The 24,461-nt window shown below is 47.8% G+C and carries 25 protein-coding genes; 19 read left to right on the forward strand and 6 right to left on the reverse strand.

Annotated features, from left to right (window positions below):
* Positions 1-41: 41 nt before the first annotated feature.
* The 3 genes from ppk2 to A1OO_RS03380 all read right to left on the reverse strand — a co-directional run bounded on the left by ppk2 (position 42) and on the right by A1OO_RS03380 (position 2,508).
* Complete coding sequence (gene ppk2, locus A1OO_RS03370; RefSeq protein WP_017004657.1) at positions 42-863, reverse strand: polyphosphate kinase 2; 822 nt, start codon at positions 861-863, stop codon at positions 42-44.
* A 124-nt stretch (positions 864-987) separates the two neighbouring features.
* A complete protein-coding gene (locus A1OO_RS03375; RefSeq protein WP_017004658.1) occupies positions 988-1,722 on the reverse strand; it encodes a copper homeostasis protein CutC in 735 nt (244 codons plus the stop codon).
* A 183-nt stretch (positions 1,723-1,905) separates the two neighbouring features.
* Complete coding sequence (locus A1OO_RS03380) at positions 1,906-2,508, reverse strand: peroxiredoxin C (RefSeq protein WP_016960868.1); 603 nt, start codon at positions 2,506-2,508, stop codon at positions 1,906-1,908.
* 129 nt (positions 2,509-2,637) lie between these two features.
* Between A1OO_RS03380 and A1OO_RS03385 the strand changes: the two genes are divergently transcribed.
* The 3 genes from A1OO_RS03385 (at position 2,638) to aceA (ending at position 7,241) form a co-directional block, all read left to right on the forward strand.
* On the forward strand, positions 2,638-3,534 hold the full coding sequence (locus tag A1OO_RS03385) for a hydrogen peroxide-inducible genes activator (protein WP_016960869.1): 897 nt from the start codon (positions 2,638-2,640) through the stop codon (positions 3,532-3,534).
* Positions 3,535-4,255: 721 nt separating this feature from the next.
* The gene (gene aceB / locus A1OO_RS03390) at positions 4,256-5,863 is read left to right on the forward strand and encodes a malate synthase A (RefSeq protein ID WP_017004659.1); all 1,608 of its coding nucleotides are present in this window, start codon (positions 4,256-4,258) and stop codon (positions 5,861-5,863) included.
* Between the two features lie 73 nt (positions 5,864-5,936).
* Positions 5,937-7,241, forward strand: coding sequence for an isocitrate lyase (aceA, locus tag A1OO_RS03395; protein ID WP_016960871.1), 1,305 nt, complete (start codon positions 5,937-5,939; stop codon positions 7,239-7,241).
* Between the two features lie 168 nt (positions 7,242-7,409).
* Here the strand turns inward: aceA and A1OO_RS03400 are convergent, their stop codons facing one another.
* Together A1OO_RS03400 and A1OO_RS03405 are read right to left on the reverse strand one after the other, a co-directional pair.
* Positions 7,410-8,024 carry an ACP phosphodiesterase gene (locus A1OO_RS03400; RefSeq protein ID WP_017004660.1) on the reverse strand — a complete coding sequence of 205 codons (615 nt, stop codon included), beginning with the start codon at positions 8,022-8,024 and terminating at the stop codon, positions 7,410-7,412.
* A 103-nt stretch (positions 8,025-8,127) separates the two neighbouring features.
* The gene (locus tag A1OO_RS03405; protein ID WP_017004661.1) at positions 8,128-8,577 is read right to left on the reverse strand and encodes a CBS domain-containing protein; all 450 of its coding nucleotides are present in this window, start codon (positions 8,575-8,577) and stop codon (positions 8,128-8,130) included.
* A 190-nt stretch (positions 8,578-8,767) separates the two neighbouring features.
* On the opposite strand from A1OO_RS03405, the gene A1OO_RS03410 reads away from it, so the two are divergent.
* The 7 genes from A1OO_RS03410 to secF all read left to right on the forward strand — a co-directional run bounded on the left by A1OO_RS03410 (position 8,768) and on the right by secF (position 16,916).
* Positions 8,768-9,775 (forward strand): serine protease, encoded by a 1,008-nt coding sequence (locus A1OO_RS03410; protein ID WP_139128055.1) that lies wholly within the window; start codon positions 8,768-8,770, stop codon positions 9,773-9,775.
* A gap of 198 nt (positions 9,776-9,973) precedes the next feature.
* Positions 9,974-11,044, forward strand: coding sequence for a S1 family peptidase (locus A1OO_RS03415; protein ID WP_016960875.1), 1,071 nt, complete (start codon positions 9,974-9,976; stop codon positions 11,042-11,044).
* A gap of 108 nt (positions 11,045-11,152) precedes the next feature.
* On the forward strand, positions 11,153-12,208 hold the full coding sequence (gene queA / locus A1OO_RS03420; protein ID WP_016960876.1) for a tRNA preQ1(34) S-adenosylmethionine ribosyltransferase-isomerase QueA: 1,056 nt from the start codon (positions 11,153-11,155) through the stop codon (positions 12,206-12,208).
* A gap of 327 nt (positions 12,209-12,535) precedes the next feature.
* Entirely contained in the window at positions 12,536-13,663 is a 1,128-nt protein-coding gene (tgt, locus tag A1OO_RS03425) for a tRNA guanosine(34) transglycosylase Tgt (RefSeq protein ID WP_016960877.1), read from the forward strand.
* Between the two features lie 80 nt (positions 13,664-13,743).
* Positions 13,744-14,073, forward strand: coding sequence for a preprotein translocase subunit YajC (gene yajC / locus A1OO_RS03430; RefSeq protein ID WP_016960878.1), 330 nt, complete (start codon positions 13,744-13,746; stop codon positions 14,071-14,073).
* 26 nt (positions 14,074-14,099) lie between these two features.
* Complete coding sequence (gene secD, locus A1OO_RS03435) at positions 14,100-15,953, forward strand: protein translocase subunit SecD (RefSeq protein WP_016960879.1); 1,854 nt, start codon at positions 14,100-14,102, stop codon at positions 15,951-15,953.
* A 12-nt stretch (positions 15,954-15,965) separates the two neighbouring features.
* Positions 15,966-16,916 carry a protein translocase subunit SecF gene (secF, locus tag A1OO_RS03440; protein ID WP_016960880.1) on the forward strand — a complete coding sequence of 317 codons (951 nt, stop codon included), beginning with the start codon at positions 15,966-15,968 and terminating at the stop codon, positions 16,914-16,916.
* Positions 16,917-17,026: 110 nt separating this feature from the next.
* On the opposite strand, the gene suhB is transcribed toward secF, so the two are convergent.
* Complete coding sequence (gene suhB, locus A1OO_RS03445) at positions 17,027-17,830, reverse strand: inositol-1-monophosphatase (RefSeq protein WP_016960881.1); 804 nt, start codon at positions 17,828-17,830, stop codon at positions 17,027-17,029.
* A gap of 218 nt (positions 17,831-18,048) precedes the next feature.
* Between suhB and trmJ the strand changes: the two genes are divergently transcribed.
* The 9 genes from trmJ to iscX all read left to right on the forward strand — a co-directional run bounded on the left by trmJ (position 18,049) and on the right by iscX (position 24,396).
* Complete coding sequence (gene trmJ, locus A1OO_RS03450; RefSeq protein ID WP_016960882.1) at positions 18,049-18,780, forward strand: tRNA (cytosine(32)/uridine(32)-2'-O)-methyltransferase TrmJ; 732 nt, start codon at positions 18,049-18,051, stop codon at positions 18,778-18,780.
* Between the two features lie 110 nt (positions 18,781-18,890).
* Positions 18,891-19,412, forward strand: a complete 522-nt coding sequence (iscR, locus tag A1OO_RS03455; protein ID WP_016960883.1) for a Fe-S cluster assembly transcriptional regulator IscR — start codon at positions 18,891-18,893, stop codon at positions 19,410-19,412.
* A 30-nt stretch (positions 19,413-19,442) separates the two neighbouring features.
* A complete protein-coding gene (locus A1OO_RS03460) occupies positions 19,443-20,657 on the forward strand; it encodes an IscS subfamily cysteine desulfurase (protein WP_016960884.1) in 1,215 nt (404 codons plus the stop codon).
* Positions 20,658-20,685: 28 nt separating this feature from the next.
* Positions 20,686-21,069: a Fe-S cluster assembly scaffold IscU gene (gene iscU, locus A1OO_RS03465; protein ID WP_016960885.1), complete on the forward strand. Its 384-nt coding sequence runs from the start codon at positions 20,686-20,688 to the stop codon at positions 21,067-21,069.
* 24 nt (positions 21,070-21,093) lie between these two features.
* The gene (iscA, locus tag A1OO_RS03470) at positions 21,094-21,417 is read left to right on the forward strand and encodes an iron-sulfur cluster assembly protein IscA (protein WP_017004663.1); all 324 of its coding nucleotides are present in this window, start codon (positions 21,094-21,096) and stop codon (positions 21,415-21,417) included.
* A 13-nt stretch (positions 21,418-21,430) separates the two neighbouring features.
* A complete protein-coding gene (gene hscB / locus A1OO_RS03475; RefSeq protein WP_016960887.1) occupies positions 21,431-21,946 on the forward strand; it encodes a co-chaperone HscB in 516 nt (171 codons plus the stop codon).
* Positions 21,947-21,984: 38 nt separating this feature from the next.
* Entirely contained in the window at positions 21,985-23,832 is a 1,848-nt protein-coding gene (gene hscA, locus A1OO_RS03480; RefSeq protein WP_016960888.1) for a Fe-S protein assembly chaperone HscA, read from the forward strand.
* A gap of 2 nt (positions 23,833-23,834) precedes the next feature.
* Positions 23,835-24,173 carry an ISC system 2Fe-2S type ferredoxin gene (gene fdx / locus A1OO_RS03485; RefSeq protein WP_016960889.1) on the forward strand — a complete coding sequence of 113 codons (339 nt, stop codon included), beginning with the start codon at positions 23,835-23,837 and terminating at the stop codon, positions 24,171-24,173.
* A gap of 22 nt (positions 24,174-24,195) precedes the next feature.
* A complete protein-coding gene (gene iscX, locus A1OO_RS03490) occupies positions 24,196-24,396 on the forward strand; it encodes a Fe-S cluster assembly protein IscX (RefSeq protein ID WP_016960890.1) in 201 nt (66 codons plus the stop codon).
* Positions 24,397-24,461: the final 65 nt, after the last annotated feature.

A 24,461-nucleotide genomic window follows, 5' to 3' on the forward strand; every position in this document is an offset into this window, starting at 1 on the left:
CACGTACAGTAAAAACTACATGTAAGCATGTTCAGTAAGAATCAGAGATCTTCAGTTATATCCGGCACAAAGCTTTGGCTCTCTAATGGCACACGCACGTAGCCTTCTTTGCTGATCTCAGGCAGTGCGATTTTGTCGTATTGAATGTCTTGATAAGGGATGCTCGAGAGAAGGTGAGAAATGCAGTTCAAGCGTGCGCGTTTTTTGTTGTCGGCGTCGACGACCCACCACGGTGACTCTTTGGTGTCTGTGTAGGAGAACATGCGATCTTTGGCTTCGCTATAAGCTACCCAGCGGCTGCGAGACTCTAAATCCATTGGGCTGAACTTCCAGCGTTTTATCGGTGTATCTATGCGTTCTTGAAAGCGTTTTTCTTGTTCTTCATCAGACACTGAAAACCAGTATTTCAGCAAAATAATGCCAGAGCGTTGCAGCATGCGCTCGAACTCAGGACAGGTTCGGAAGAATTCTTCGTACTCGTCGTCGCTGCAAAATCCCATCACTTTTTCCACGCCTGCGCGGTTATACCAACTGCGGTCAAACAACACGATTTCCCCCGCGCCAGGAAGGTGAGAAACGTAACGTTGGAAATACCATTGAGAGCGTTCACGTTCGTTGGGCTTATCCAGAGCGACAATTCGACAAACGCGAGGGTTGAGTTTCTCTGTAATGCGTTTGATCACGCCACCTTTTCCTGCGGCATCACGCCCTTCAAACACCACCACGACTTTTAGCCCTTGGTGTTTTACCCACTCTTGAAGTTTGACGAGTTCAGTTTGAAGATCGGCCAGCGTATTTTCGTAGGCTTCTTTGGTGAGTTTGCGTTTTTTCGGGGTGATTTCGGATTTGTCTGCGTTTGCCATGCTGCTGTCGCTCCTGCTTATTCGGGTGCCTTATAGCGATAGGTGACGTGCTACTTGGTCTTGTTCACCCTAAGAAGGATGGGGGAGCATTGCAATCCCCCGTCAGGAAAAGTGCGAGCTTGGCTTATTGCAGCGCCGCAACCATGTGTAAGATGGTGTCTGGGTTGGTCACGGTTATTGCGAAGTCGCTTTCGCCGCTGCCCATGGTTGCTTTCTCATTGCGATAGCTCATCAAGGATGGGCGCGTGGTTTTACCGGAAAGGTGAATTTCTGTCGCGCCTGTTTCGACAATAATGCGTTTTGCATTCTCTGGAGAAACCCCTGCGCCCGGCATGATGCTGAGTCGGCCTTGGGTCAGCTTTACCATGTCTTTTAGCGTGTTAATACCTTCGTCGGCACGCTTGGCAAGTCCAGAGGTCAGCACGCGTTCTACGCCATTAGTCATCAAGAACTCCAGCGCCTCAAACGGGGCCGAGCAATGGTCAATGGCACGATGGAAGGTGATACCCATTCCAGAAGCGGCGTTGATCATCGCTTTAACCGCTACCTCATCGATTTTTCCGTCAGCACCAAGTGCGCCAATCACCACACCGTTTAATCCCGCCAATTTAGCGGTATGAATATCCTCCAGCATGATGTCAACATCGTCGCTGGAATACAGAAAATCCCCTTCGCGTGGGCGAATAATGCCATATACAGGAACCGTTGCAATGCGAGCGGCATGCTTCATGTAACCCGCGCTGGCAGTTAAGCCACCTGTGGCTAAAGAGCTACAAAGTTCAATACGTCCAGCGCCAGCGCGTTGGGCGATAGGAAGAGACTCAAGGCTATCGATACAGACTTCGATCAATACAGACATTACGTGTTCCTTACTAAAAGACGACGAACATCATCAGGGAGTTGAAACAGAAAGAGAAGCGGGGAGGGTGTAAAATTTTGGTAAAAAAAAGGGCCCGGTGGTCCGGGCCTCATTTTATTTTTCGCTGACTTTGGCTTTACGCTTTCGCGCTAGGGGGAAACTGCGGTGAAGCAGTTAGCCAAATTACAGGTCTTCAGTGTGCTCAGACAGGTAAGCTGCAACACCTTTAGGTGATGCGTCCATGCCTGCTTTGCCTTCTTCCCACTGTGCTGGGCAAACTTCACCGTTTTTCTGGTGGAAGTTCAATGCGTCAACCATGCGTAGCATCTCGTCGATGTTACGGCCTAGTGGCAGGTCGTTAACCACTTGGTGACGTACCAAACCGTCTTCGTCGATCAGGAAAGAACCACGGAAAGCAACACCCGCTTCTGGGTGCTCAACGTCGTATGCTTTACAGATTTCGTGCTTAACGTCAGCAACCAATGGGTATTTAACTTGACCGATACCGCCGTCATCAACAGCAGTGTTACGCCATGCGTTGTGAGAGAACTGAGAATCGATAGAAACGCCGATAACCTCAACGCCTTTCGCTTGGAAGTCTGCGTGACGCTTGTCAAAAGCAATCAGCTCAGAAGGACATACGAAAGTGAAATCCAGTGGGTAGAAGAACAGAACCGTTTTCTTACCTTTGGTGAATTCTTTCATGTTGAAGTTATCTACGATTTCACCATTGCCCAGTACTGCTGCTGCAGTAAAATCTGGGGCTTGACGGCCTACTAGTACCATTTCTCAGCTCCTAAAATGTGTCGTTGTCAGGCGTGAACGCCTTAATTCATCTATGAACAGGACAAACTATAGTGGAACTGTTAGATTGAAAAAAGTGAATTTAATAGATTATTGCAATCGGAAAAATCGATGACAAAATTCCCTTCTCTCAAACAGCTCCATTATCTTGTGACACTGCATGAAACTCGCCATTTCGGTGAGGCGGCCAAACAGTGTTTCGTTAGTCAGTCTACACTAAGTTCCGGCATTCAGAACTTAGAAGATCTCATTGGCACTCAACTTATTGAGCGCGATAACAAAACGCTGGTTTTCTCTGCTATCGGTGAAGATGTGGTGGTGCGAAGTCGGGAAATTTTGGCGCGTAGCCAAGATCTGATGGAGCTGACAAAAGTGAGTGAGTTGCCCATGCAGGGAAAACTGCGTGTGGGCTGCATTCCGACCATTGCGCCGTTTTTGTTGTGTGATTTAGTGCGTGCGGTGAATCAGCATTTTCCTGAGTTGGATTTACTGTTGCGCGAAGATACCACCGTTAACCTTCTTGCTGCGTTGAAAAGCGGTGAGATGGATGTGTTGATTTTGGCTTTGCCTGTTGAGATTGGTGGCATGGAAAGCCGTGTTGTCGGGGCGGACGCATTCAAAATGGTGCTCAGTCAATCACAGGCAGAAAAAGTGAATGTACCAATACGGTATGCCGATCTTCCTGATGAATCCGTATTTTTGCTCGAACGCGAGCATTGTTTAACCGATCATGCGGTATCTGCTTGTCAGTTAACGACCACAGAAAAAATCAATCCGTTCTCGGCCACCAGTTTGCATACATTAGTGCAAATGGTTGCCAATGGCCTTGGCTCTACCTTTATTCCTCAAATGGCGATTAATCATGGTTTGTTAGATAACCTAGATTTGGTTGTCGTCGAACCGCCAGGTCGTAAGGCATATCGTGATATTGGCTTGGTTTGGCGTCCTACATCCAGCCGTAAGCCGACCTTTGAAGCTTTGGCGGATTTGGTCAAAACACTGCTCTAGCCTTGCTCACTATATTGCACGGTTTCCTGTTTTGTTGGTTTACGTCAGAGGTCAATGATTACGTTGGTTATGTGCCTAGATGCACAAAACGATGAAGTTACCTCTGACTTTTCAAGAATCTTTACCTCTCGTTGCTTTTTCTTATAACTTTGGTTTATTCCTCTAATTTCTTCAATTTAACCAGACTATAACTCCGAAAACGGTTTGGTAATCCTGATGCATTTCTGAAATTAAATTCTGTCTATATTGCGACATATTTTTTGACAATTATTAACCACTTAGCGAGAACTTTTGTTGGGTGTTGATATCTTTCACTATTGTTAACTTTTTGTTATAGAAAGAATTTCTGCAAAATCACAGTTCTACTGCTACGTTTAAAACAGGTCTGTTTTGAGTTCAACCTAGAAACCCATTATGTAATTTAATTTCGTAAGTGGTTACAAAAATGGCACCAAAGGATGAAAAGATCACAAACGGAAGAACAATCTGAGATTTGTTTTAATTCAGTGTTTTGAGTTAAAACTCTATTTTATTATAAGCTAATGATTTTAAAGTATATTGATCATTTAATACTTAAGTCTAACGCGACGTGGCGTGTTGACGTGTTACGCTAAATACGCCAGTTTAGTGTTGTGTTTCGGCGACATGAAAGAAATCGAAGCGGTACGACAACAATTGATATTGTTGTGATTTAGTTACAAATGGAATTGGAGGGCAGTTTATGGACACACATGCACAACAGGTTTCACAGGAACTCTCATGCGTTCCGCCGATCACTCAGAAAGAATCTGATGTTTTAACTGATGATGCGCTTTCATTCCTTCACACCTTAGCGGTGCGCTTTGCTGACCGTATTCCAGCTTTATTGACCGCACGAGAAGCACGTCAGGCGAAGTTTGATGCTGGCGAGTTACCGGACTTCCTTGTTGAAACCGCAAATATTCGCGAAGAGTCTTGGAAGATTCGTGGCATCCCTGAAGATTTACAAGACCGCCGCTTAGAGATCACTGGGCCACCAGAGCGAAAAATGGTGATCAATGCACTGAACGCCAACGTGAAAGTATTCATGGCAGATTTTGAAGATTCATTCTCCCCTGCGTGGGGACCGGTACTTCAAGGTCAACGTAACCTGACTGACGCGATTAATCGCACCATCTCTTATGAAAATCCCGGCAATGGTAAGCAATACGCATTGAGCGAAGATCCTGCGGTGCTTATCTGTCGTGTTCGCGGCCTTCATTTGAAAGAGAAGCACGTGTTGCTAAGTGGCAAGCCGATTCCGGGTGCATTGTTCGATTTTGGTTTGTACTTTTATCGCAACCACAAAGCGCTAATGGAAAGTGGATCGGGCCCGTATTTCTACCTGCCGAAATTGCAGTCGCATCAAGAAGCCGCTTGGTGGAACGATGTGTTCTGTTTCACCGAAGATCATTTCGACTTGCCGCGCGGCACGATCAAAGCAACCGTGTTGATCGAGACGCTGCCCGCTGTGTTTGAAATGGATGAGATTCTTTATAGCCTGAAAGATCACATTGTGGCGCTGAACTGCGGTCGTTGGGATTACATTTTCAGCTATATCAAAACCTTTCGTAACCATCCAGACCGCGTCTTACCTGATCGCCAAGTGGTCACGATGGAAAAACCCTTTCTTAATGCCTATTCACGCTTGTTGGTGAGAACGTGTCACCGCCGTGGTGCAATGGCGATGGGTGGCATGGCAGCGTTTATTCCATCGAAAGACCCAGAGAAAAACGCATGGGTATTGGACAAGATTCAGTCTGACAAATCGCTCGAAGCGAAGAATGGTCACGACGGTACTTGGGTTGCCCACCCAGGTCTGGCAGACACAGCCAAAGCAGTATTCGATACCGCACTTGGAGAGCGTAAAAATCAGCTTGATGTGATGCGTGAGCAAGATGCACCGATCACGGCGACTGAGCTGGTGGCACCTTGCGACGGTGAGCGCACCGAAGACGGTATGCGTCACAATATTCGTGTTGCGGTGCAATACATCGAAGCCTGGATCTCCGGTAATGGCTGTGTGCCAATTTATGGCCTGATGGAAGATGCAGCAACGGCAGAGATCTCACGCGCCTCGATTTGGCAGTGGATCAAACACCAAAAAACACTCAGCAACGGTAAAACCGTGACGGCAGACTTTTTCAGAGCTTGCCTTGCGGAAGAAATGTCGGTGCTGAAAGACGAGCTAGGCGAAGACGTATTCAATCAAGGGAAGTACCAGCAGGCGGCCAGTTTGATGGAACAACTGACCACCAGTGATGAGCTGGCCGATTTCTTAACCTTGTCTGGATACGAATTACTGGATTAAGCACCATCAAGATTATGTAAGCCCAAGAAAATGGAAACCAAGATTTAAAATTACATTGAGAGAGGGAATCACAATGACTTTGACAAGACAGCAGCAAATCGACGCGTTGAACACAGATTGGGCCGAAAACCCACGCTGGAAACACGTAAAACGTACTTATACAGCAGAAGAAGTGGTCGCACTGCGTGGTTCTTTCATCCCTGAGCAGACGATTGCTCAGCGCGGTGCGGACAAGCTGTGGGAGCTGGTGAACGGTTCTGCCAAAAAAGGGTATGTGAACTGTTTGGGTGCGCTAACGGGTGGTCAAGCTGTTCAGCAAGCGAAAGCAGGTATCGAGGCTGTTTATCTGTCAGGCTGGCAGGTCGCAGCGGATAATAATACTGCATCAAGCATGTATCCGGATCAGTCATTGTACCCTGTTGATTCTGTGCCAGCGGTAGTTAAACGTATCAATAACTCGTTCCGTCGGGCTGACCAAATTCAGTGGTCGAAGGGCGTTACGCCAGAAGAAGGCACGGATTACTTCCTACCTATCGTTGCGGATGCTGAAGCGGGCTTTGGTGGCGTTTTGAATGCTTACGAGCTTATGCGTTCAATGATTGAAGCGGGTGCGGCAGGTGTTCACTTTGAAGATCAGCTAGCATCAGTGAAAAAATGTGGTCACATGGGGGGTAAGGTGCTGGTTCCTACCCAAGAAGCCGTTCAAAAACTGGTAGCAGCGCGTCTTGCTGCTGATGTTGCAGGCACCACCACCCTTGTGATCGCTCGTACTGATGCGAATGCTGCAGACCTACTTACCTCTGATTGCGATGAATACGATAAAGACTTCATCATGGGTGAGCGCACGTCTGAAGGTTTCTACAAAGTACGTGCAGGTATTGAGCAGGCGATTTCTCGCGGCTTGGCTTATGCGCCGTATGCAGACCTGATTTGGTGTGAAACAGCAAAACCTGATTTGGAAGAAGCGCGTCAATTTGCGGAAGCTATTCATGCGAAATACCCCGATCAACTGCTGGCGTACAACTGCTCGCCGTCGTTCAACTGGGAGAAAAACCTGGACGCAGATACTATCGCGCGCTTCCAGCAAGAGCTGTCAGACATGGGTTATAAGTACCAGTTCATCACGCTCGCTGGCATTCATAACATGTGGTACAACATGTTCGAATTGTCCCACGCTTATGCGCAGGGTGAAGGTATGCGCCACTACGTTGAGAAAGTACAACGTCCTGAGTTTGAAGCGGCTGAGCGTGGTTATACGTTCGTGGCTCACCAGCAGGAAGTGGGTACGGGTTACTTTGATACCATGACGAACACCATTCAAGGTGGCAACTCGTCAGTGACGGCACTGACAGGTTCTACGGAAGAAGACCAGTTTTAATTGACGCGTAAACAGCCAATACGTGTGACGAGAACGAGTCTAAAGGGGCCAACTTAATCGAGCCTCATAATCCACGCTTTAAGCGGCCTTCGGGTCGCTTTTTTTATGGCCATCTTTTATCTTTTTCTTCTACTTTGTATATCGCTTTCTAAAAGCCCTTCTAAAAACTCACCCCTTTGTATTGCTCTGCTGTATTTCACTGAACGTCGATGCGGCATTCAATACTTGTTGGTATATGGACGGAAAGGCGTCGAGCAGTTGAACTTGGTGGGCAATCAGTACTTCCGCGGTATCGGCTAGTGGCGCCATTCTTGGGCTTCGCGTTGACATGCGCTTTAAGACAAAAGGCAGGGTGTTGATATCTGCGTAGGATTGAATCCATTGCTCGCGCCACATTTTCTCTGACATAAAAACAAAGCGTTCGGGCAAGGGGGAAGGTTCTAAATCAGAAGTTTGCTGGCAGTCGCTCTCCGCTTGCTTAACAAATAGCTCTAATGGTGCGTCGTGAAAAGTTTCCCAGTGTGTGACCAGTGCGTGATCCCAGAAAATATCGAGTGCAATGGCGCTATAGCGATAAAGCTCGGGCGGAAACAGTGCGCGACAGACCTTTATGTCATCTAACGCATCAATATACCCATCGACATAGCGATGCAGATAAATCCCGTCGACGGTTTGTGGTTGAAAGCGTCCGTCCGGCTTGCCTCTAACAAAATCCGCCAACAGGTTGCCCAACAATTGGCTTTGGCAGCAGGATGCGACATGCAAATGCGCAAGATAATTCAATCCGTCTTCCTTGGTCTGCGCTTTTAGATAAAGCGCGTTCGATGTGGTGATGTGCCATCGATTATGACGAGGAATGACAGTGCTGTCGCGACTGCTAGTGCATTTATGCGCTTTCGCCTTCGAGTTCCATCGGCTCAGTTTCCTCTTGGATCTCTAGCAAATTAATGGCAATGGCGACAAAGTCGGTATCCGTGATAATGCCAATAAGCCTTTCGTTTTCAACAATGGGTAAGCAGCCAATCTTATGTTTTTGCATGAAAAGTGCCGCAGATTTTAGCCTTGCTGTTGGGGCGACGGTATAGAGCGAATGCGTCAAAAATCGAGAAAGTGTCGCCTTCATTGGGTCGTCGTTCCCCAATGATTTTTCAAGGCTGGACGTTTGCGCTGCTAACACATCTCTTTGTGTGACAAGACCTTGCAATTGATGGGTGTCAGATACGATGGGAATGTGGCGGATCCGTTTTGAATCCATCAGGCGCTTTGCGTCATTTATCGTATGCTTAAAAGATAAGGTGATGGGTTCTGGTGTCATCATTTCTTTGACAGTAAGCATATGGCCTCCAAGAAGACGTATAAAAATAAGGGGCATATGTCGAATGTAGCCAAATTATGGCGCATGAAAGGTGACCCTAATCAAAGATATGTTTGACGTATTTAGGATTTTTTTTTGCCGTTCCATCAGCAGTCGCGATGCAGGCGTGTGGTCGCCGTTAATGTTTACACTGTGATGAGGGCTTTGTGGGATGTGTAATCGATTCACTTTAATACTGATGTTCTTTTTGCCATTTTTGACTCATGGTGCTGAACGTTCGCCGCATGTGGTGGGTGGTTCAAATGCTGAGATCGCTGATGCGCCATGGCAGGCATTTGTCCATATAGGAAATTCCTATTGTGGAGGCGTGGTTATTGCGGATGACTGGGTGCTTACCGCTGCGCATTGCCTAGACACTGCCGATGAGAATGACCCGTTTGAGTTAGCTTCTGCCAATACTGTGTCTGTTTACACAGGAACCGCGCAACTCTATGGTTCGGATTTTGCCAACTATCAATCCACGGTTGATTCGATTTATGCCAACAGCAGTTATGACAAGAAAACACTCGCTAATGACATAGCCCTTATTAAACTTTCAGCGCCTCTTCATGCCAATGCGTCAAGCGTTGCACTTGCAAGTACCTCTGTGCAAACCGCCGTCGATGCCACAGCAGATTTATCCCAACAAGATTTGCAACTGACAGGCTGGGGATATATCGACGCTAACCGCAGCACCTCGACGACGGCCTTGCAAAAAGCGACGCTCTCTACTGTCTCTGATGCTTCTTGCGCTTCTAGTTGGGGCACGACATTAACCGATGTTTCTGGCTATCAAACCAAATATTTCTGTGCGCAGGCGCCAGGGAAAGGCGCGTGTAATGGCGATTCTGGTGGCCCCTTGGTGTGGTTTGATCCTTCCCGCGCTGCGGATTCGGATGGCGGGGCAACCTTAGTCGGTATTGTGAGTTTCGGGGTTAACTTTCAATGCGCAGCCGCAGCCTTCCCTGATGTGTATACACAAGTGTCGAATTACCGTAGTTGGATTAGCAGTTGCCAAGCGGGTAGCTGTGCGAGTAATAGCTCGCAGGTGGTGACGGTTTCTCCATCGTCGAGTGGTGGAGGTGGGGAAGTAGGGCTGAGTGCACTGCTTTGGCTTTTCGTTATCATCGTTTTCCGCAGATACTTTCTTCGCGATCTTCTTTGTTCGAATAACCCCTAACGTTCCTTTTTAGTGGGCGTTTTCTGATTCGGTCTTCCATTAATTAGATCTGTGACGCCTTGTTGTGAGTCTTACTTTTTACACATCGCTGTAAAGTCGAGAAAAAGACCGCATGATCGTCCTTGTCAGCTTTTTCTTTATGCAATCTTGAGATACGGTTCTTGATTGCGGTAAAGAAAATGTTGGCGAGGAATAATAATGAGAAGTTGGCAAGGGAATGCAACGTTGGCTCTTTTGATGTTGAGCGCGGCTGGCTCAGTGTTTGCCGAGGGCGTGAAAGAAGCAAGAATAATCAGCGGCAGCTATGCCTCCATTGAATCGACACCTTGGCAGGCATTTCTTAGCATTGGCAATAGCCGTACTGGCTATTATGCATGTGGCGGTATCATTATTTCTGATGACTACGTGATCACGGCAGCTCACTGTGTCAATGGATTCTCTGCTGCTGACGTTAGAGTTTATGCAGGCTTTGAACAGCTTAGCTTCGCAGGAACTGGAATTGCTGCCGCGAGTGTTAAGGTTTATCCGGACTACGATGATGAAATGTTGACTGGTGATATTGCACTCGTTCGATTAGCAGAAGGACTTCCCTCTAACGCCCAACCGATCAAAATTCTTCTACCGGATAGGCAAGACGATTTAGACCAAGAATTTGTTGGTGCTGCACAAGACAATTTATATGTGTCTGGGTGGGGAGCGACATACACGGGTGGGAGTGTCACCGAGGCGTTATTAAAAACAACAATGAATGGCGTGAGTGATGATACCTGTAGTTGGACGAAGGTATCGGGTGCAGTGAGCGGTGAACTTTCAGCCGCTTATGTTTGTGCTGATCAATCATACACTGCGGGAATCTGTTCGGGAGATTCTGGTGGGCCGCTTGTTTGGCAAGATAAAGATTACGCTGGTGATGCAGACCGTGGATACCGAGCTGTCGGTATTGTGAGTTTCTCTAATCGTAATTATGGTTGCGGCAGCACCAGTTCTGAAGATGGCTTTACCCAAATTAGCACTTACTACGATTGGATTGGTCAAAACATGATTGGTGGTTATCAATCGCCAAGCCCATCATTTAAAGAAGATATTTTTGATCAGTCTAGTGGTTACAATCCATTTGATAACCCGCCAGTTGAGCCTCAATACCCTTCCGATGAATCCGATGACAATGTCGTGCCCCCCTCATCTGGCGGTGGTGGTGGTGCTTTCGGTTGGCTTTCGTTCATTTTTGCGGGTGCAGTTGCGCTTCGCCGACGCATACCGTTTTCATAATTCCTGACAAATTTGCTCGCCAGATTTTCGGCGAGCAAGCTCCATCTTGCTTGATATTGCAGCGTGTGTCCCTATACTAGCGGGCTGCTGCAGAATGGGGCTTTTTCAATGCAAGTATCCGATTTTCATTTTGACCTTCCAGATTCACTTATCGCACGTTATCCGCAACCGGATCGTACGGCGAGCCGTCTATTGCAACTGAACGGCAATACCGGTGAACTGAGCCATACGCAATTCACTGATATCCTCGACCTTGTTGAACCTGGCGATCTTATGGTGTTTAACAACACCCGCGTGATCCCTGCACGAGTCTTCGGGCGAAAAGCATCGGGTGGCAAGATTGAAGTGCTGGTGGAGCGAGTGCTGGACGATAAATCGATCCTTGCACATGTGCGTGCATCTAAATCCCCTAAGCCTGGCAACCTGTTGCTTCTTGGCGAAAATGACGAATTCGAAGCGGAAATGGTGGCGCGACATGATGCGCTGTTTGAGATCCGCTTCAGCGGCGATCAAGCCGTGCTTGATATTCTGAATCAAGTTGGTCACATGCCTCTGCCGCCATACATTGATCGCCCAGATGAAGATTCTGACAAAGAGCGTTATCAGACGGTGTATAACCAAAAGCCAGGTGCTGTTGCTGCGCCAACGGCTGGTCTCCACTTTGACGAAAAAATGCTGGCTGCTCTAAAAGAGAAAGGCGTTGAAACCGCTTTTGTTACTTTGCACGTTGGGGCAGGTACATTCCAGCCAGTGCGCGTGGACGATATTAACGATCACATCATGCACTCAGAGTACGCCGAAGTCCCACAGGATGTGGTTGATGCAGTGATTGCGGCAAAAGCGCGCGGTAGCCGTGTGATTGCTGTTGGCACGACGTCAGTCCGCTCTCTGGAAAGCGCCGCACAGCGTGCCAAGCAAGAGGGGACAGCGCTTAAGCCTTTCTTCGATGACACGCAGATCTTCATCTACCCAGGTTATGAGTGGCAGTTAGTCGATGCGTTGGTGACCAATTTCCATTTACCAGAATCGACATTGATCATGCTGGTATCGTCGTTTGCAGGTTACGATCATGTCATTAATGCCTACCATGAGGCGGTAAAGAATGAATATCGCTTCTTTAGTTATGGCGATGCGATGTTTGTCACGCGCCAGACTGAGGTATAATCTGCGGTTGACGCCAGAATACCGCGTTTGTTGACAGAGAAACTTGGCAAACACGGACGATAATTTTTGATTGGCTGTCCACTGAATAAGTTGGCAGCCAGTTTTGTCTCTGTGTCATTATACCAATCAGATTAAATATTCAGTCATTCTTGCTGGTTAAAATCGACAATAGCTGCGTCAGATATTTTGCAAGTAGAGTAACTACTTACTGCAATCTCTTCCTGGCTCTTGACGATTTTTCCTTCGCAAATTTATGACCACCTACTTAATCCGATTGGTATTAAACACATATTCGCCAGACTGTTTATCTGGCATTTCGGAGGTATCGTGAAATACGAACTGATTAAAAAAGATGGCCGCGCCCGTCGTGGCCGTCTGGTTTTTGAACGTGGTACAGTGGAAACCCCTGCATTTATGCCTGTTGGTACCTACGGCACTGTAAAAGGGATGACGCCAGAAGAAGTGGCTGAAACCGGTGCGGAAATCTTGCTAGGTAACACTTTCCACCTTTGGTTGCGTCCTGGTCAGGAAGTGATGCGCGCGCACGGCGACTTGCACGATTTTATGCATTGGCAAGGTCCTATCTTGACCGATTCAGGCGGCTTCCAAGTTTTCAGCTTGGGTAAAACGCGAAAAATCACCGAAGAAGGTGTGCATTTCCGTAATCCAGTGAACGGCGACCGCGTGTTCATGGATGCTGAGAAATCAATGGAAATCCAGTACGACTTGGGTTCAGACGTTGTGATGATTTTCGACGAATGTACGCCATATCCTGCTACCCATGACGAAGCGAAAAAGTCGATGGAAATGAGCTTGCGTTGGGCACAACGTAGCCGTAACCATTTCGACAAAATGGGCAACAAGAATGCTCTATTCGGTATCGTGCAAGGTTCAGTCTATGAAGACTTGCGTGACGTGTCTGTTGAAGGCCTCACCAAGATTGGATTTGATGGCTATGCCGTTGGCGGTTTGGCGGTCGGTGAGCCAAAAGAAGATATGCATCGCGTATTGGAACATACTTGTCCAAAACTGCCTGAAGACAAGCCACGCTACCTGATGGGTGTGGGCAAGCCAGAAGATTTAGTTGAAGGCGTGCGCCGCGGTGTCGACATGTTTGACTGCGTGATGCCAACCCGAAATGCGCGTAATGGCCACCTGTTTGTGACTGGAGGTGTGATCAAGATCCGTAATGCGAAGCATAAAAGTGACACAACTACACTGGATCCAGAGTGTGACTGTTACACTTGCCGCAACTACAGCAAGGCGTATTTGTATCACCTTGATCGCTGTAATGAAATTCTTGGCGCTCGTCTCAACACTATCCACAACCTACGCTATTACCAGCGTCTGATGGAGAGTTTGCGTAACGCTATCGACGAAGGTAGATTAGATACCTTCGTTAAAGAATTCTACGAACGTCGTGGCCGTGAAGTGCCACCGTTGAAAGAAGACTAAGAAGTTCTGCCTCTTCGAAAGTTCGCTTTGGGAGAGGTAAAATCGCAACAATATTCAAATTAATACGAGGACGTGACTGAATGTTTATTTCACAAGCTCATGCAGCAGCAGAAGGCGCACCACAGGGTGGCGGTATGCAGCTATTTATTATGCTTGGCCTGTTTGCTGTTATTTTCTACTTCATGATTTATCGTCCGCAGGCAAAACGTGTTAAAGAACACAAAAACCTGATGGCAGCGATGGGTAAAGGGGATGAAGTTCTTACTGGTGGCGGCCTAGTTGGCAAAATCACTAAGATTTCAGAAGAAAACGACTTCATCGTTATCGCGCTTAACGACAACAACGAAGTAACTATCAAAAAGGATTTTGTGACTGCTGTTCTGCCAAAAGGCACGATTCAGTCGCTGTAATCTGATAACCATAAAGGATCATAGCAGTGCTAAACCGTTATCCTTTGTGGAAGTACATCATGGTGGTGTTGGTCTTATTTGTCGGCGCCCTTTATGCACTTCCCAATATTTACGGTGAAGATCCAGCGGTTCAAATCACCGGGGCGCGTGGCGCCTCGGTTGATGTTTCAACTCTGGATACCGTAAAAACCACCCTCGAAAAAGACAGCATTCCTTATAAATCTATTGCGCTAGAAAACGGCACAGTACTGGTTCGCTTTTCCGACACTGAAGTTCAAATTGAAGGCCGCGACGCGCTAAATAGCACGCTCAAAGACGACGGTTTGATTATTGCGTTGAACCTTGCGCCAGCCACCCCTCATTGGCTTGAAGTCATTGGTGCAAACCCAATGAAGTTAGGGTTGGATCTTCGCGGCGGTGTGCATTTCCTGATGGAAGTGGACATGGACGCGGCGATGGAGAAGCTTCTTACCCAGCAGGAAGACACTTTCCGTACCGAATTGCGTGAAGCGAAAATCCGCTATCGTGGTCTTCGCGTTGGCAGCAACGACAATGTCGAAGTCATGCTGCGCAATGAAGCCGATATGGATCAAGCGGAGACAGAGCTCGCGAAGCTGCACCCAGATATGGTGTTTACCACCGACAGTGCCCGTTTTGCAGTATCAGCGACCTACACCGAAGCGCGTCTTCAAGAAATCCTTAACTACGCTGTGAATCAGAACATCACGATTCTACGTAACCGCGTTAACGAATTGGGCGTCGCCGAACCATTGGTTCAGCGTCAAGGTTCAAGCCGTATCGTGGTTGAGTTGCCAGGTGTTCAAGATACCGCGCGTGCAAAAGAAATTTTGGGTGCGACCGCAACACTGGAATTCCGCGAAGTGGATGACAGTGCAGATTTAGCGGCAGCCGCAGCGGGTCGTGTACCGCCAGGTAGCGAAATAAAATACACGCGTGACGGTCGTCCGGCAGTATTGAAAAAACGCGTTATTCTGGGCGGTTCAAGCATCACGGATGCAAGTTCTAGCTTTGATGAATACAGCCGTCCTCAAGTTAACATCTCGCTCGACAGTGACGGCGGTAGCAAGATGGCTGCGTTCAGTAAGAACAATGTCGGCAAATTGATGGCGACAGTGTTTGCTGAATACAAAGACAGCGGCAAGCGTGATGAAAACGGTAAGATCATTCTTGCTAAGCATGAAGAAGTGATTAACCAAGCGACCATTCAAACGGCGCTGGGACGTAACTTCCGTATTACTGGTATCGATTCGCAAGCTGAAGCACATAACCTAGCACTGCTTTTACGTGCAGGTGCATTGATTGCGCCAATCTCGATTGTTGAAGAACGCACCATTGGTCCATCTATGGGTCAACAGAACATCGACATGGGTATTAAAGCCTGTCTTTGGGGCTTAGTTGCGGTCATGCTCTTCACCTTGGTTTATTACCGTCGATTTGGTCTATTTGCTAACTGTGCACTGGCAGCGAACATCGTGCTTATCATCGGTGTAATGTCGATGATCCCGGGGGCGACAATGACGCTACCAGGTATTGCCGGTATCGTACTCACGGTCGGTATGGCGGTCGATGCTAACGTGCTTATCTTTGAGCGTATCCGTGAAGAATTGCATGAAGGGCGAAACCCTCAACAAGCGATTTCTCAAGGTTATGCGAATGCGTTTAGCACCATTGCTGATGCCAACATCACCACCCTAATCACGGCAATCATTCTGTTTGCTGTTGGTACGGGTGCGGTGAAAGGTTTCGCTGTGACACTGTCTATCGGTATTCTCACGTCAATGTTCACTGCTATTATCGGAACCCGTTGCCTGGTTAACCTGGTTTACGGCGGTAAGCGCATTGATAAGCTATCGATCTAAGGGGGCATTAAAATGTTTCAACTTTTAAAACCCGACCTGAATATCGATTTCATGCGTTGGTCCAAGCCGGCTTTTATTTTTTCGGCCTTGATGATTGCGGCGTCTGTGTTCAGCTTGTCAACAAAGTGGTTGAACTGGGGGCTCGACTTTACCGGCGGTACGCTGATTGAAGTGGGTTTTGAGAAACCGGCTGATCTGCAACTTATTCGCGACTCTCTTCAAGCTGAAGGCTTTGGGGATGCGATTGTTCAGAACTTTGGTACTTCTCGTGATGTGATGGTGCGCCTTCGCCCGCGTGAAAACGTTAAGGGTGAACTGCTTGGGACTCAAATCCTTGAAGCGATCAAAACCGGTACAGGTGAAGCCGTTGAAATGCGCCGCATCGAGTTTGTTGGCCCGAACGTGGGTGATGAACTGACCGAAGCGGGTGGCTTGGCCATTATTGCTTCGTTGCTGTGTATTTTGCTGTATGTCTCTGTGCGTTTTGAATGGCGTCTAGCGGCAGGTGCGGTAACGTCTTTGGCGCACGATGTGATCATCACGCTGGGTATATTCTCGTTCATGCAAATCGAAGTGGACCTAACCATCGTGGCAGCATTGCTGACGGTAGTGGGGTACTCCTTGAACGATACGATTGTTGTTTATGACCGTATCCGTGAGAACTTCCGCAAAATGCGTAAAGGTGACGCGGCTGAGATCATTAACTCCTCAGTGTCACAGACATTGAGCCGTACTTTGATCACGTCAGGCACAACCTTGTTCGTGGTTATCGCTTTGTTTATGCAAGGCGGCGCGATGATCCACGGCTTTGCAGCAGCATTGTTGATTGGTATTACCATCGGTACTTACTCTTCTATCTATGTGGCTTCGGCACTGGCGCTCAAATTGGGCATCACCCGTGAGCACCTTCTTCCTCCACCGCCAGTGGATAAAGAAGGCGAAGAGTTCGACGCAATGCCGTAACGCATACCTATGTGGTAACAAAAATGGAGTCGAAAGGCTCCATTTTTCTATTCTTTTCCCCAAACAAAAACGGCGTCCCGAAGGACGCCGTTTTTTAATTCACAACAATCTTATTTCTTCATTGCTTCGTTCGCGTTATCGCGAACTTTCGCCAGCATACCTTTCAGTACTTTCGGGCTAGCAGAAATAATGTTACCGGTTTGCATGTAATCAGTACCACCTGCGAAATCTGTGCAAAGTGCACCCGCTTCACGTGCGATCAGCTCACCTGCTGCCATGTCCCAAGGTTTCAAGCCAAGCTCGAAGAAACCGTCAAAGCGAGCAGCTGCAACATAACAAAGGTCTAGTGCTGCTGAGCCGGTACGACGGAAGTCAGCACAATCAACAAACAGTGCGCTAACGACTTTCATAAAGCCTTCTGAGTGTTGCTTCGCTTTATAAGGGAAACCTGTCGCCAGAATCGTACCATTCAAATCTTTAGGGCTGCTCACGCGAAGACGTTTGCTGTTTAGCTGTGCGCCTGAACCGCGCTGAGCAGAGAACAACTCATTACGGACTGGATCGTAAACACAAGCGACTTCAGTACGGCCTTTAATGCGTAGTGCAATAGAGACTGAGAAGTGAGGAATACCTTTAATGAAGTTTGACGTGCCATCCAGTGGGTCGATGATCCATTGGTAATCAGCATCTTTCCCTTTAATCACGCCCGCTTCTTCAGAAACGATGCTGTGGTCAGGGTAAGATTTTTTGATTACATCGATAATAATGTGCTCAGCAGAAGTATCGATATTGGTAACGAAGTCATTAGTGCCTTTTTGAGTGGCTTCTACGTTATCAGGGTTTTCAGCAGATTTAGCGATAAAGTCGCCAGCCTTTCGCGCAGCGCGAATGGCAATGTTTAGCATTGGATGCATACAATTTTCCCAACGGATGTTAAAGAACGGAAAGCGGCGGCGAGTATATCAGAGCTGGGCCAAAAGGGAAGTGGTGAATTTTTGCGCACCCATTTTCGTACTGTAGTGTAAAAAGGGTAAAACAAATACCAGTGTGGTAGAATCGCGCGGCTCAATGCTCAAACGCCATTTGGTGGTCGTTTGGGTTGAATTCCCCGACGTAATTCAGTGATCGCTAAATGTTAGATAATATTCGAATTGTACTGATTGGCACCACCCACTCTGGCAACATTGGCTCGGCTGCCCGAGCCATGAAAGTGATGGGGCTAAAAAACATGGTGCTCGTTGCTCCCGACTGCACAGTAGACGGTCAAGCTATCGCGCTCGCTGCGGGTGCAAGCGATATTGCCAACAATGCGCGCATTGTAAATACCATTGAAGAAGCCGTCGCAGATTGTGGTTTGGTCGTCGGCACAAGTGCGCGAAGCCGAACTCTTGAATGGCCAATGTTGGATTCTCGCGAGTGCGGTAAAAAAGCCATTGAAGAAGCAAGCCAACATCCCGTCGCTTTGGTCTTCGGTCGAGAACGCACTGGATTAACCAATGAAGAGCTTCAAGCTTGTCATTTCCATGTGGCGATCCCCGCCAATCCTGAATACAGCTCGCTAAACCTTGCGATGGCTGTGCAAACCCTTTGTTACGAAGCGCGTATGGCATGGCTAGACAGCCAAGCCTATCAAGGGGAAGTGAAAGAACAACCTTATCCAATGGCTGAAGATTTAGAGCGTTTCTATGCGCACCTTGAGCAGGTGTTAGATAAAACAGACTTCATCAATAAATCGCACCCAGGCTTGGTGATGACTAAACTGCGTCGTCTGTTTAATCGCGCGCGCCCTGAAAGTCAGGAGCTAAATATATTGCGTGGTGTGCTTTCAGCTGTTGAAAAAACAATCAAAAAGACACAAGAATAACCACTTTTTAGTTAGGGCTAAAAGCTTGACTAAAATGGTGGGTTAAATACTTGACCGTTTTAGTCGGGTATGTCAGACTCATTGCATTACTCGCTCACAGGTAGGATGTTATGAGACTGACTTCTAAAGGCAGATATGCCGTTACAGCGATGCTTGATGTCGCGCTGCACTCCGAAATGGGGCCCGTGCCTCTGGCTGACATTTCTGAGCGTCAAGGTATCTCTTTGTCATATCTTGAGCAGCTTTTCTCGCGTCTTCGCAAAGCTGGACTTGTGTCTAGTGTTCGCGGCCCTGGTGGTGGTTACCGCCTAGGTGTTAGCGCAAATGAAATCGCAGTTGGTATGGTTATCGCGGCGGTGGATGAATCGGTAGATGCAACTAAGTGTCAAGGTAAAGGCGACTGCCAAGGCGGAACACGCTGCCTGACACACACGCTTTGGCGTGATTTAAGCTCGCGTATTAGCAGCTTTTTAAATGACATAACGCTTGGCGAACTCATGCAAGACAACGAAGTCAAGCAGGTCGCCGGGCGTCAAGACTCAACTCGTGAGTCAACCACTATTGTTAGACACGGTTTAAACTCCAGTGGCAGTGAAAACTCAGTCACTATGGGTGTGAATTTTCGCTCGTAATGAGTCGTGCCGGAGTACTTGGAGACACAAATGAAATTGCCAATTTATTTTGACTATTCAGCAACATGCCCAGTAGATCCGCGTGTTGCAGAATTAATGATGCAACACCTGACACTGGATGGCGTGTTCGGTAACCCAGCATCTCGCTCGCACCGTTTCGGTTGGCAAGCGGAAGAAGCGGTTGATACTGCACGTGAAAACATTGCGAACTATCTGAATGCTGACCCACGTGAAATTGTCTTCACGTCAGGTGCAACAGAATCAGACAATTTGGCAATCAAAGGTATTGCGCATTTTTACGGCAAAAAAGGTAAGCACATTATTACGTGCAAAACCGAGCACAAAGCGGTTTTGGACCCTTGCCGTCAACTAGAGCGTGAAGGTTTTGAAGTCACGTACCTTGAGCCTGAGTCAAACGGCATTGTTGATTTGAACAAACTGGCTGACGCGATTCGCGAAGACACCATTCTTGTTTCTATCATGCATGTGAACAATGAAATTGGCGTCATTCAAGACATCGCAGCCATCGGCGAATTATGTCGTGATCGTAAAGTGGTTTTCCACGTTGATGCCGCGCAATCTGTTGGCAAATTGCCACTCGATACGCAAGAAATCAAAGTTGATTTGGTATCGATGAGTGCACACAAAGCCTACGGCCCTAAAGGTATCGGCGCATTGTATGTACGCCGTAAGCCACGTATTCGTCTAGAAGCACAAATGCACGGTGGTGGTCACGAGCGCGGTATGCGTTCAGGTACGCTACCGACCCACCAAATCGTGGGCATGGGTGAAGCGTTCCGTATTGCAAAAGAAGAGCTTGAAAAAGATCAAGCACACTCACTGGCATTGCGTAACCGTTTCCTTGATGGCGTAAAAGATTTAGAAGCCGTTTACGTAAACGGTGATTTGGAACAGCGTGTTGCCGCAAACTTAAATGTGAGCTTTGCCTTTGTTGAAGGTGAGTCACTGCTGATGGCACTGAAAGATTTGGCTGTTTCTTCAGGTTCCGCATGTACATCTGCAAGCCTTGAACCGTCTTATGTTCTGCGCGCTCTAGGCCTGAACGATGAATTGGCACACAGCTCAATTCGTTTCTCATTCGGTCGTTTTACCACGGAAGAAGAAGTGGACTACGCGATTGAGCAGGTACTGAAAGCGGTGACCAAGCTTCGTGAAATGTCACCTCTTTGGGACATGTACAAAGAAGGTATTGATTTAAACACCGTTGAGTGGGCACATCACTAATCGGTCAAAGGATATTGAGGAATAGATCATGGCTTACAGCGAAAAAGTAATCGATCACTATGAAAATCCACGTAACGTGGGTGGCTTTGATAAAAACGACCCAAATGTGGGTAGTGGCATGGTTGGCGCCCCCGCGTGTGGCGATGTGATGAAGCTACAAATCAAAGTGAACGATCAAGGCATCATCGAAGATGCGAAGTTCAAGACTTACGGTTGTGGTTCTGCGATTGCATCTAGCTCTCTGGTAACAGAATGGGTTAAAGGCAAATCTCTGGACGAAGCGGCTTCTATCAAGAACGCCGAAATTGCTGAAGAGTTGGAATTGCCACCAGTGAAAGTTCACTGCTCAATTCTGGCGGAAGACGCAATCAAAGCCGCTGTTAGCGATTACAAGAAAAAGCACGAAGCTTAATACGTAAGAAGGGTTGTTGTACTTATGGCCATTACTATGACAGACGCAGCGGCATCACGTGTCCGCACTTTTCTTGAAAGCCGAGGTAAAGGCATCGGACTACGTTTAGGTGTTCGTACCTCTGGTTGTTCAGGCATGGCTTATGTTTTGGAGTTCGTTGACGAACTCCAAGAAGAAGACCAAGTGTTTGAGTATGACGGCGTGAAAGTGATCGTTGATAGCAAGAGTATGTTGTATCTTGAAGGTACGGAGCTCGACTTTGCAAAAGAAGGCTTGAATGAAGGCTTTCAATTCAACAACCCTAACGTAAACAGTGAGTGTGGTTGCGGCGAAAGCTTTAACGTTTAACACGTGAGATGACATGAATCATTTCGAACTATTCGGGCTATCATCTGAGTTTGAACTGGATGGTAGCTCTCTTTCTTCGCAGTATCGCGAACTCCAACGACGTTTTCACCCGGACAAATTTGCTACGGCCTCAGCTCAAGAGCGCCTGCTAGCTGTTCAGAAAGCGGCGCAAATCAACGATGCCTATCAGACGCTACGCGACCCCGTTCGCCGCGCGGAATACCTCCTTTCACTGAATGGGCTAGAACTGCGCGACGAACAGCAGACAATGCAGGATCCTGAGTTTTTAATGCAGCAAATGGAACTGCGTGAAGAGCTCGAAGAGATTGCAGATAGTGATGAGCCGGATGTATTGTTGTTTGACTTTGAGAAGCAGGTATCGACACTTCATCAAGCGCTGCTGAGTGAACTGATAGAACAACTCAATACTCAGCATTGGCCAGATGCGGCAGTGACGGTACGTAAGCTCAAATTCTTAGTCAAACTCAAGCAAGAAATCGAACGAATCGAAGATCGGCTGCTGGGTTAATTCACGGCGCAGTGGCAGATCAGGCTACAGGAACCAACATGGCACTGTTACAAATTGCAGAACCTGGTCAAAGTGCTGCACCGCATGAGCATAAGCTCGCAGTGGGTATCGACCTCGGGACAACCAATACGCTTGTGGCATCAGTTCGCAGCGGCACCTCAACACCCCTTGATGATCTGGATGGCCGATCACTGATCCCATCAGTGGTGCATTATGGCGACACCGTCACTGTGGGTTATGACGCACAGGCGATGTCTGAAACAGACAGCGCCAATACCATCATTTCTATTAAACGCATGATGGGACGCTCACTCTCTGACGTTCAATCACGCTATTCGCATCTGCCTTACCAGTTGTCTGCGTCAGAAAATGGCTTACCGCTGATCAATACTCGTTTAGGCGCAAAAAACCCGATTGAAGTTTCTGCCGATATATTGCGTGCTGTGAATGCACGAGCGGAAGCGTCATTAGGTGGTGAGCTTGAAGGCGTGGTGATTACCGTTCCTGCCTACTTTGATGATGCGCAGCGTGCGGGCACGAAAGATGCTGCCAAATTGGCAGGTCTTAACGTTCTTCGCCTTCTCAATGAACCCACGGCTGCAGCGATTGCTTATGGTCTAGATTCAGGCCAAGAAGGTGTGATAGCGGTTTATGATTTAGGCGGTGGCACTTTTGATATCTCCATTCTTCGACTGTCTAAAGGCGTGTTTGAAGTGTTGGCGACTGGCGGTGATTCAGCGTTAGGTGGGGATGATTTTGACCACTTAGTCGCAGATAGGATTGCTGAGCAAGCAGGCTTTGCCGAATTGTCTGGCGATGATCGTCGTCGACTACACAATGTGGCGACGGCTACAAAAGTGGCATTGAGTGACAACGCCAGCACTGACATTGATGTGCTGGGTTGGAAAGGCTCACTGACTCGTGCGCAGTTTGATGATTTAATTGGCGCATTGGTTAAGAAAACCTTACTTTCTTGTCGCCGTGCGTTAAAAGACGCTGGTGTCAGCACTGATGAAGTACTCGAAGTGGTGATGGTCGGCGGTTCAACGCGTGTTCCTTTGGTTCGCGAACAAGTGGGCGAATTTTTTAACCGCACACCACTAACCAGTATTGATCCCGACAAAGTGGTTGCGCTGGGTGCAGCGACTCAGGCTGATATTTTGGTGGGCAACAAGCCGGATGGCGAAATGTTGCTTCTGGATGTTATCCCTCTGTCGTTAGGCATTGAAACCATGGGCGGTTTGGTGGAAAAAATCATTCCACGCAATACCACCATTCCTGTTGCGCGCGCTCAAGAGTTCACCACGTTTAAAGACGGTCAAACTGGCATGAAAGTGCATGTGGTACAGGGCGAGCGTGAGATGGTCGATGATTGCCGCTCACTCGCCAATTTTACCTTGAAAGGTATTCCGCCAATGACCGCGGGTGCTGCGCATGTTCGCGTGACGTACCAAGTGGATGCTGATGGTTTGCTTTCTGTCACAGCGATGGAGAAAAGCACGCAAGTGCAGTCATCGATTCAGGTTAAGCCATCTTATGGTTTGAGTGATGATGAAGTGGTTAACATGATCAAATCATCGTTTACTCACGCGCAAGATGACAAAGATGCTCGCTACCTTGCCGAACAGCGGGTTGAAGCTGATCGCGTGATCGAGGGTCTGCTGGTTGCCATTCAAGCTGATGCGCAAGTATTGCTGACAGACATAGAACAGAAAGCCTTGGTGCAAGCGATTGAAGCACTGATTGCGCTGCGTAACGGCGACGATGCCGCAGCCATTGAGCAAGGTATTAAAGATACAGACAAAGCGAGTCAGGAATTTGCATCGCGTCGTATGGATAAATCCATCCGCGAAGCACTGGCTGGCCATTCCATTGATGAGGTTTAAACATGCCAAAGATTGTTGTTCTGCCACACCAGGATCTCTGTCCGGAAGGGGCGGTGTTGGAAGCGAAAACTGGAGAGACAGTGCTGGATGTAGCGCTGCGTAACGGTATCGCGATTGAACATGCTTGTGAGAAATCGTGTGCATGTACTACGTGTCATGTGATCATTCGTGAAGGTTTTGACTCTCTGAATGAAAGTGAGGAGCTGGAAGACGATATGCTTGATAAAGCATGGGGTCTTGAGCCTGAATCACGTTTGGGTTGTCAGGCTAAAGTGGCTGATAAAGATTTAGTGGTAGAAGTACCTCGCTACACCTTAAATCACGCGTCAGAGCACCACTAATTCAACCCTAGGGAGCAGAACAATGAGCTTAAAATGGATTGACTCTCGCGACATCGCGATTGAGCTTGTAGAAAAATTTCCGGAAACTGACCCTAAAGCAGTGCGTTTTACTGATCTGCACCGTTGGGTGATGGAGCTGGAAGACTTCTCTGATGACCCTAATCACTCCAATGAGAAAATATTGGAGGCGATCATCCTGTGCTGGATGGACGAAATGGATTAATCTTTGGGTATAGCCCTTGTGTTAGTCGTTTAATGCAGGCACATTGATCATATTGAAGCGGGCTA

The sequence above is a fragment of the Enterovibrio norvegicus FF-33 genome (assembly GCF_000286835.2).
GTDB lineage: Bacteria > Pseudomonadota > Gammaproteobacteria > Enterobacterales > Vibrionaceae > Enterovibrio > Enterovibrio norvegicus_A.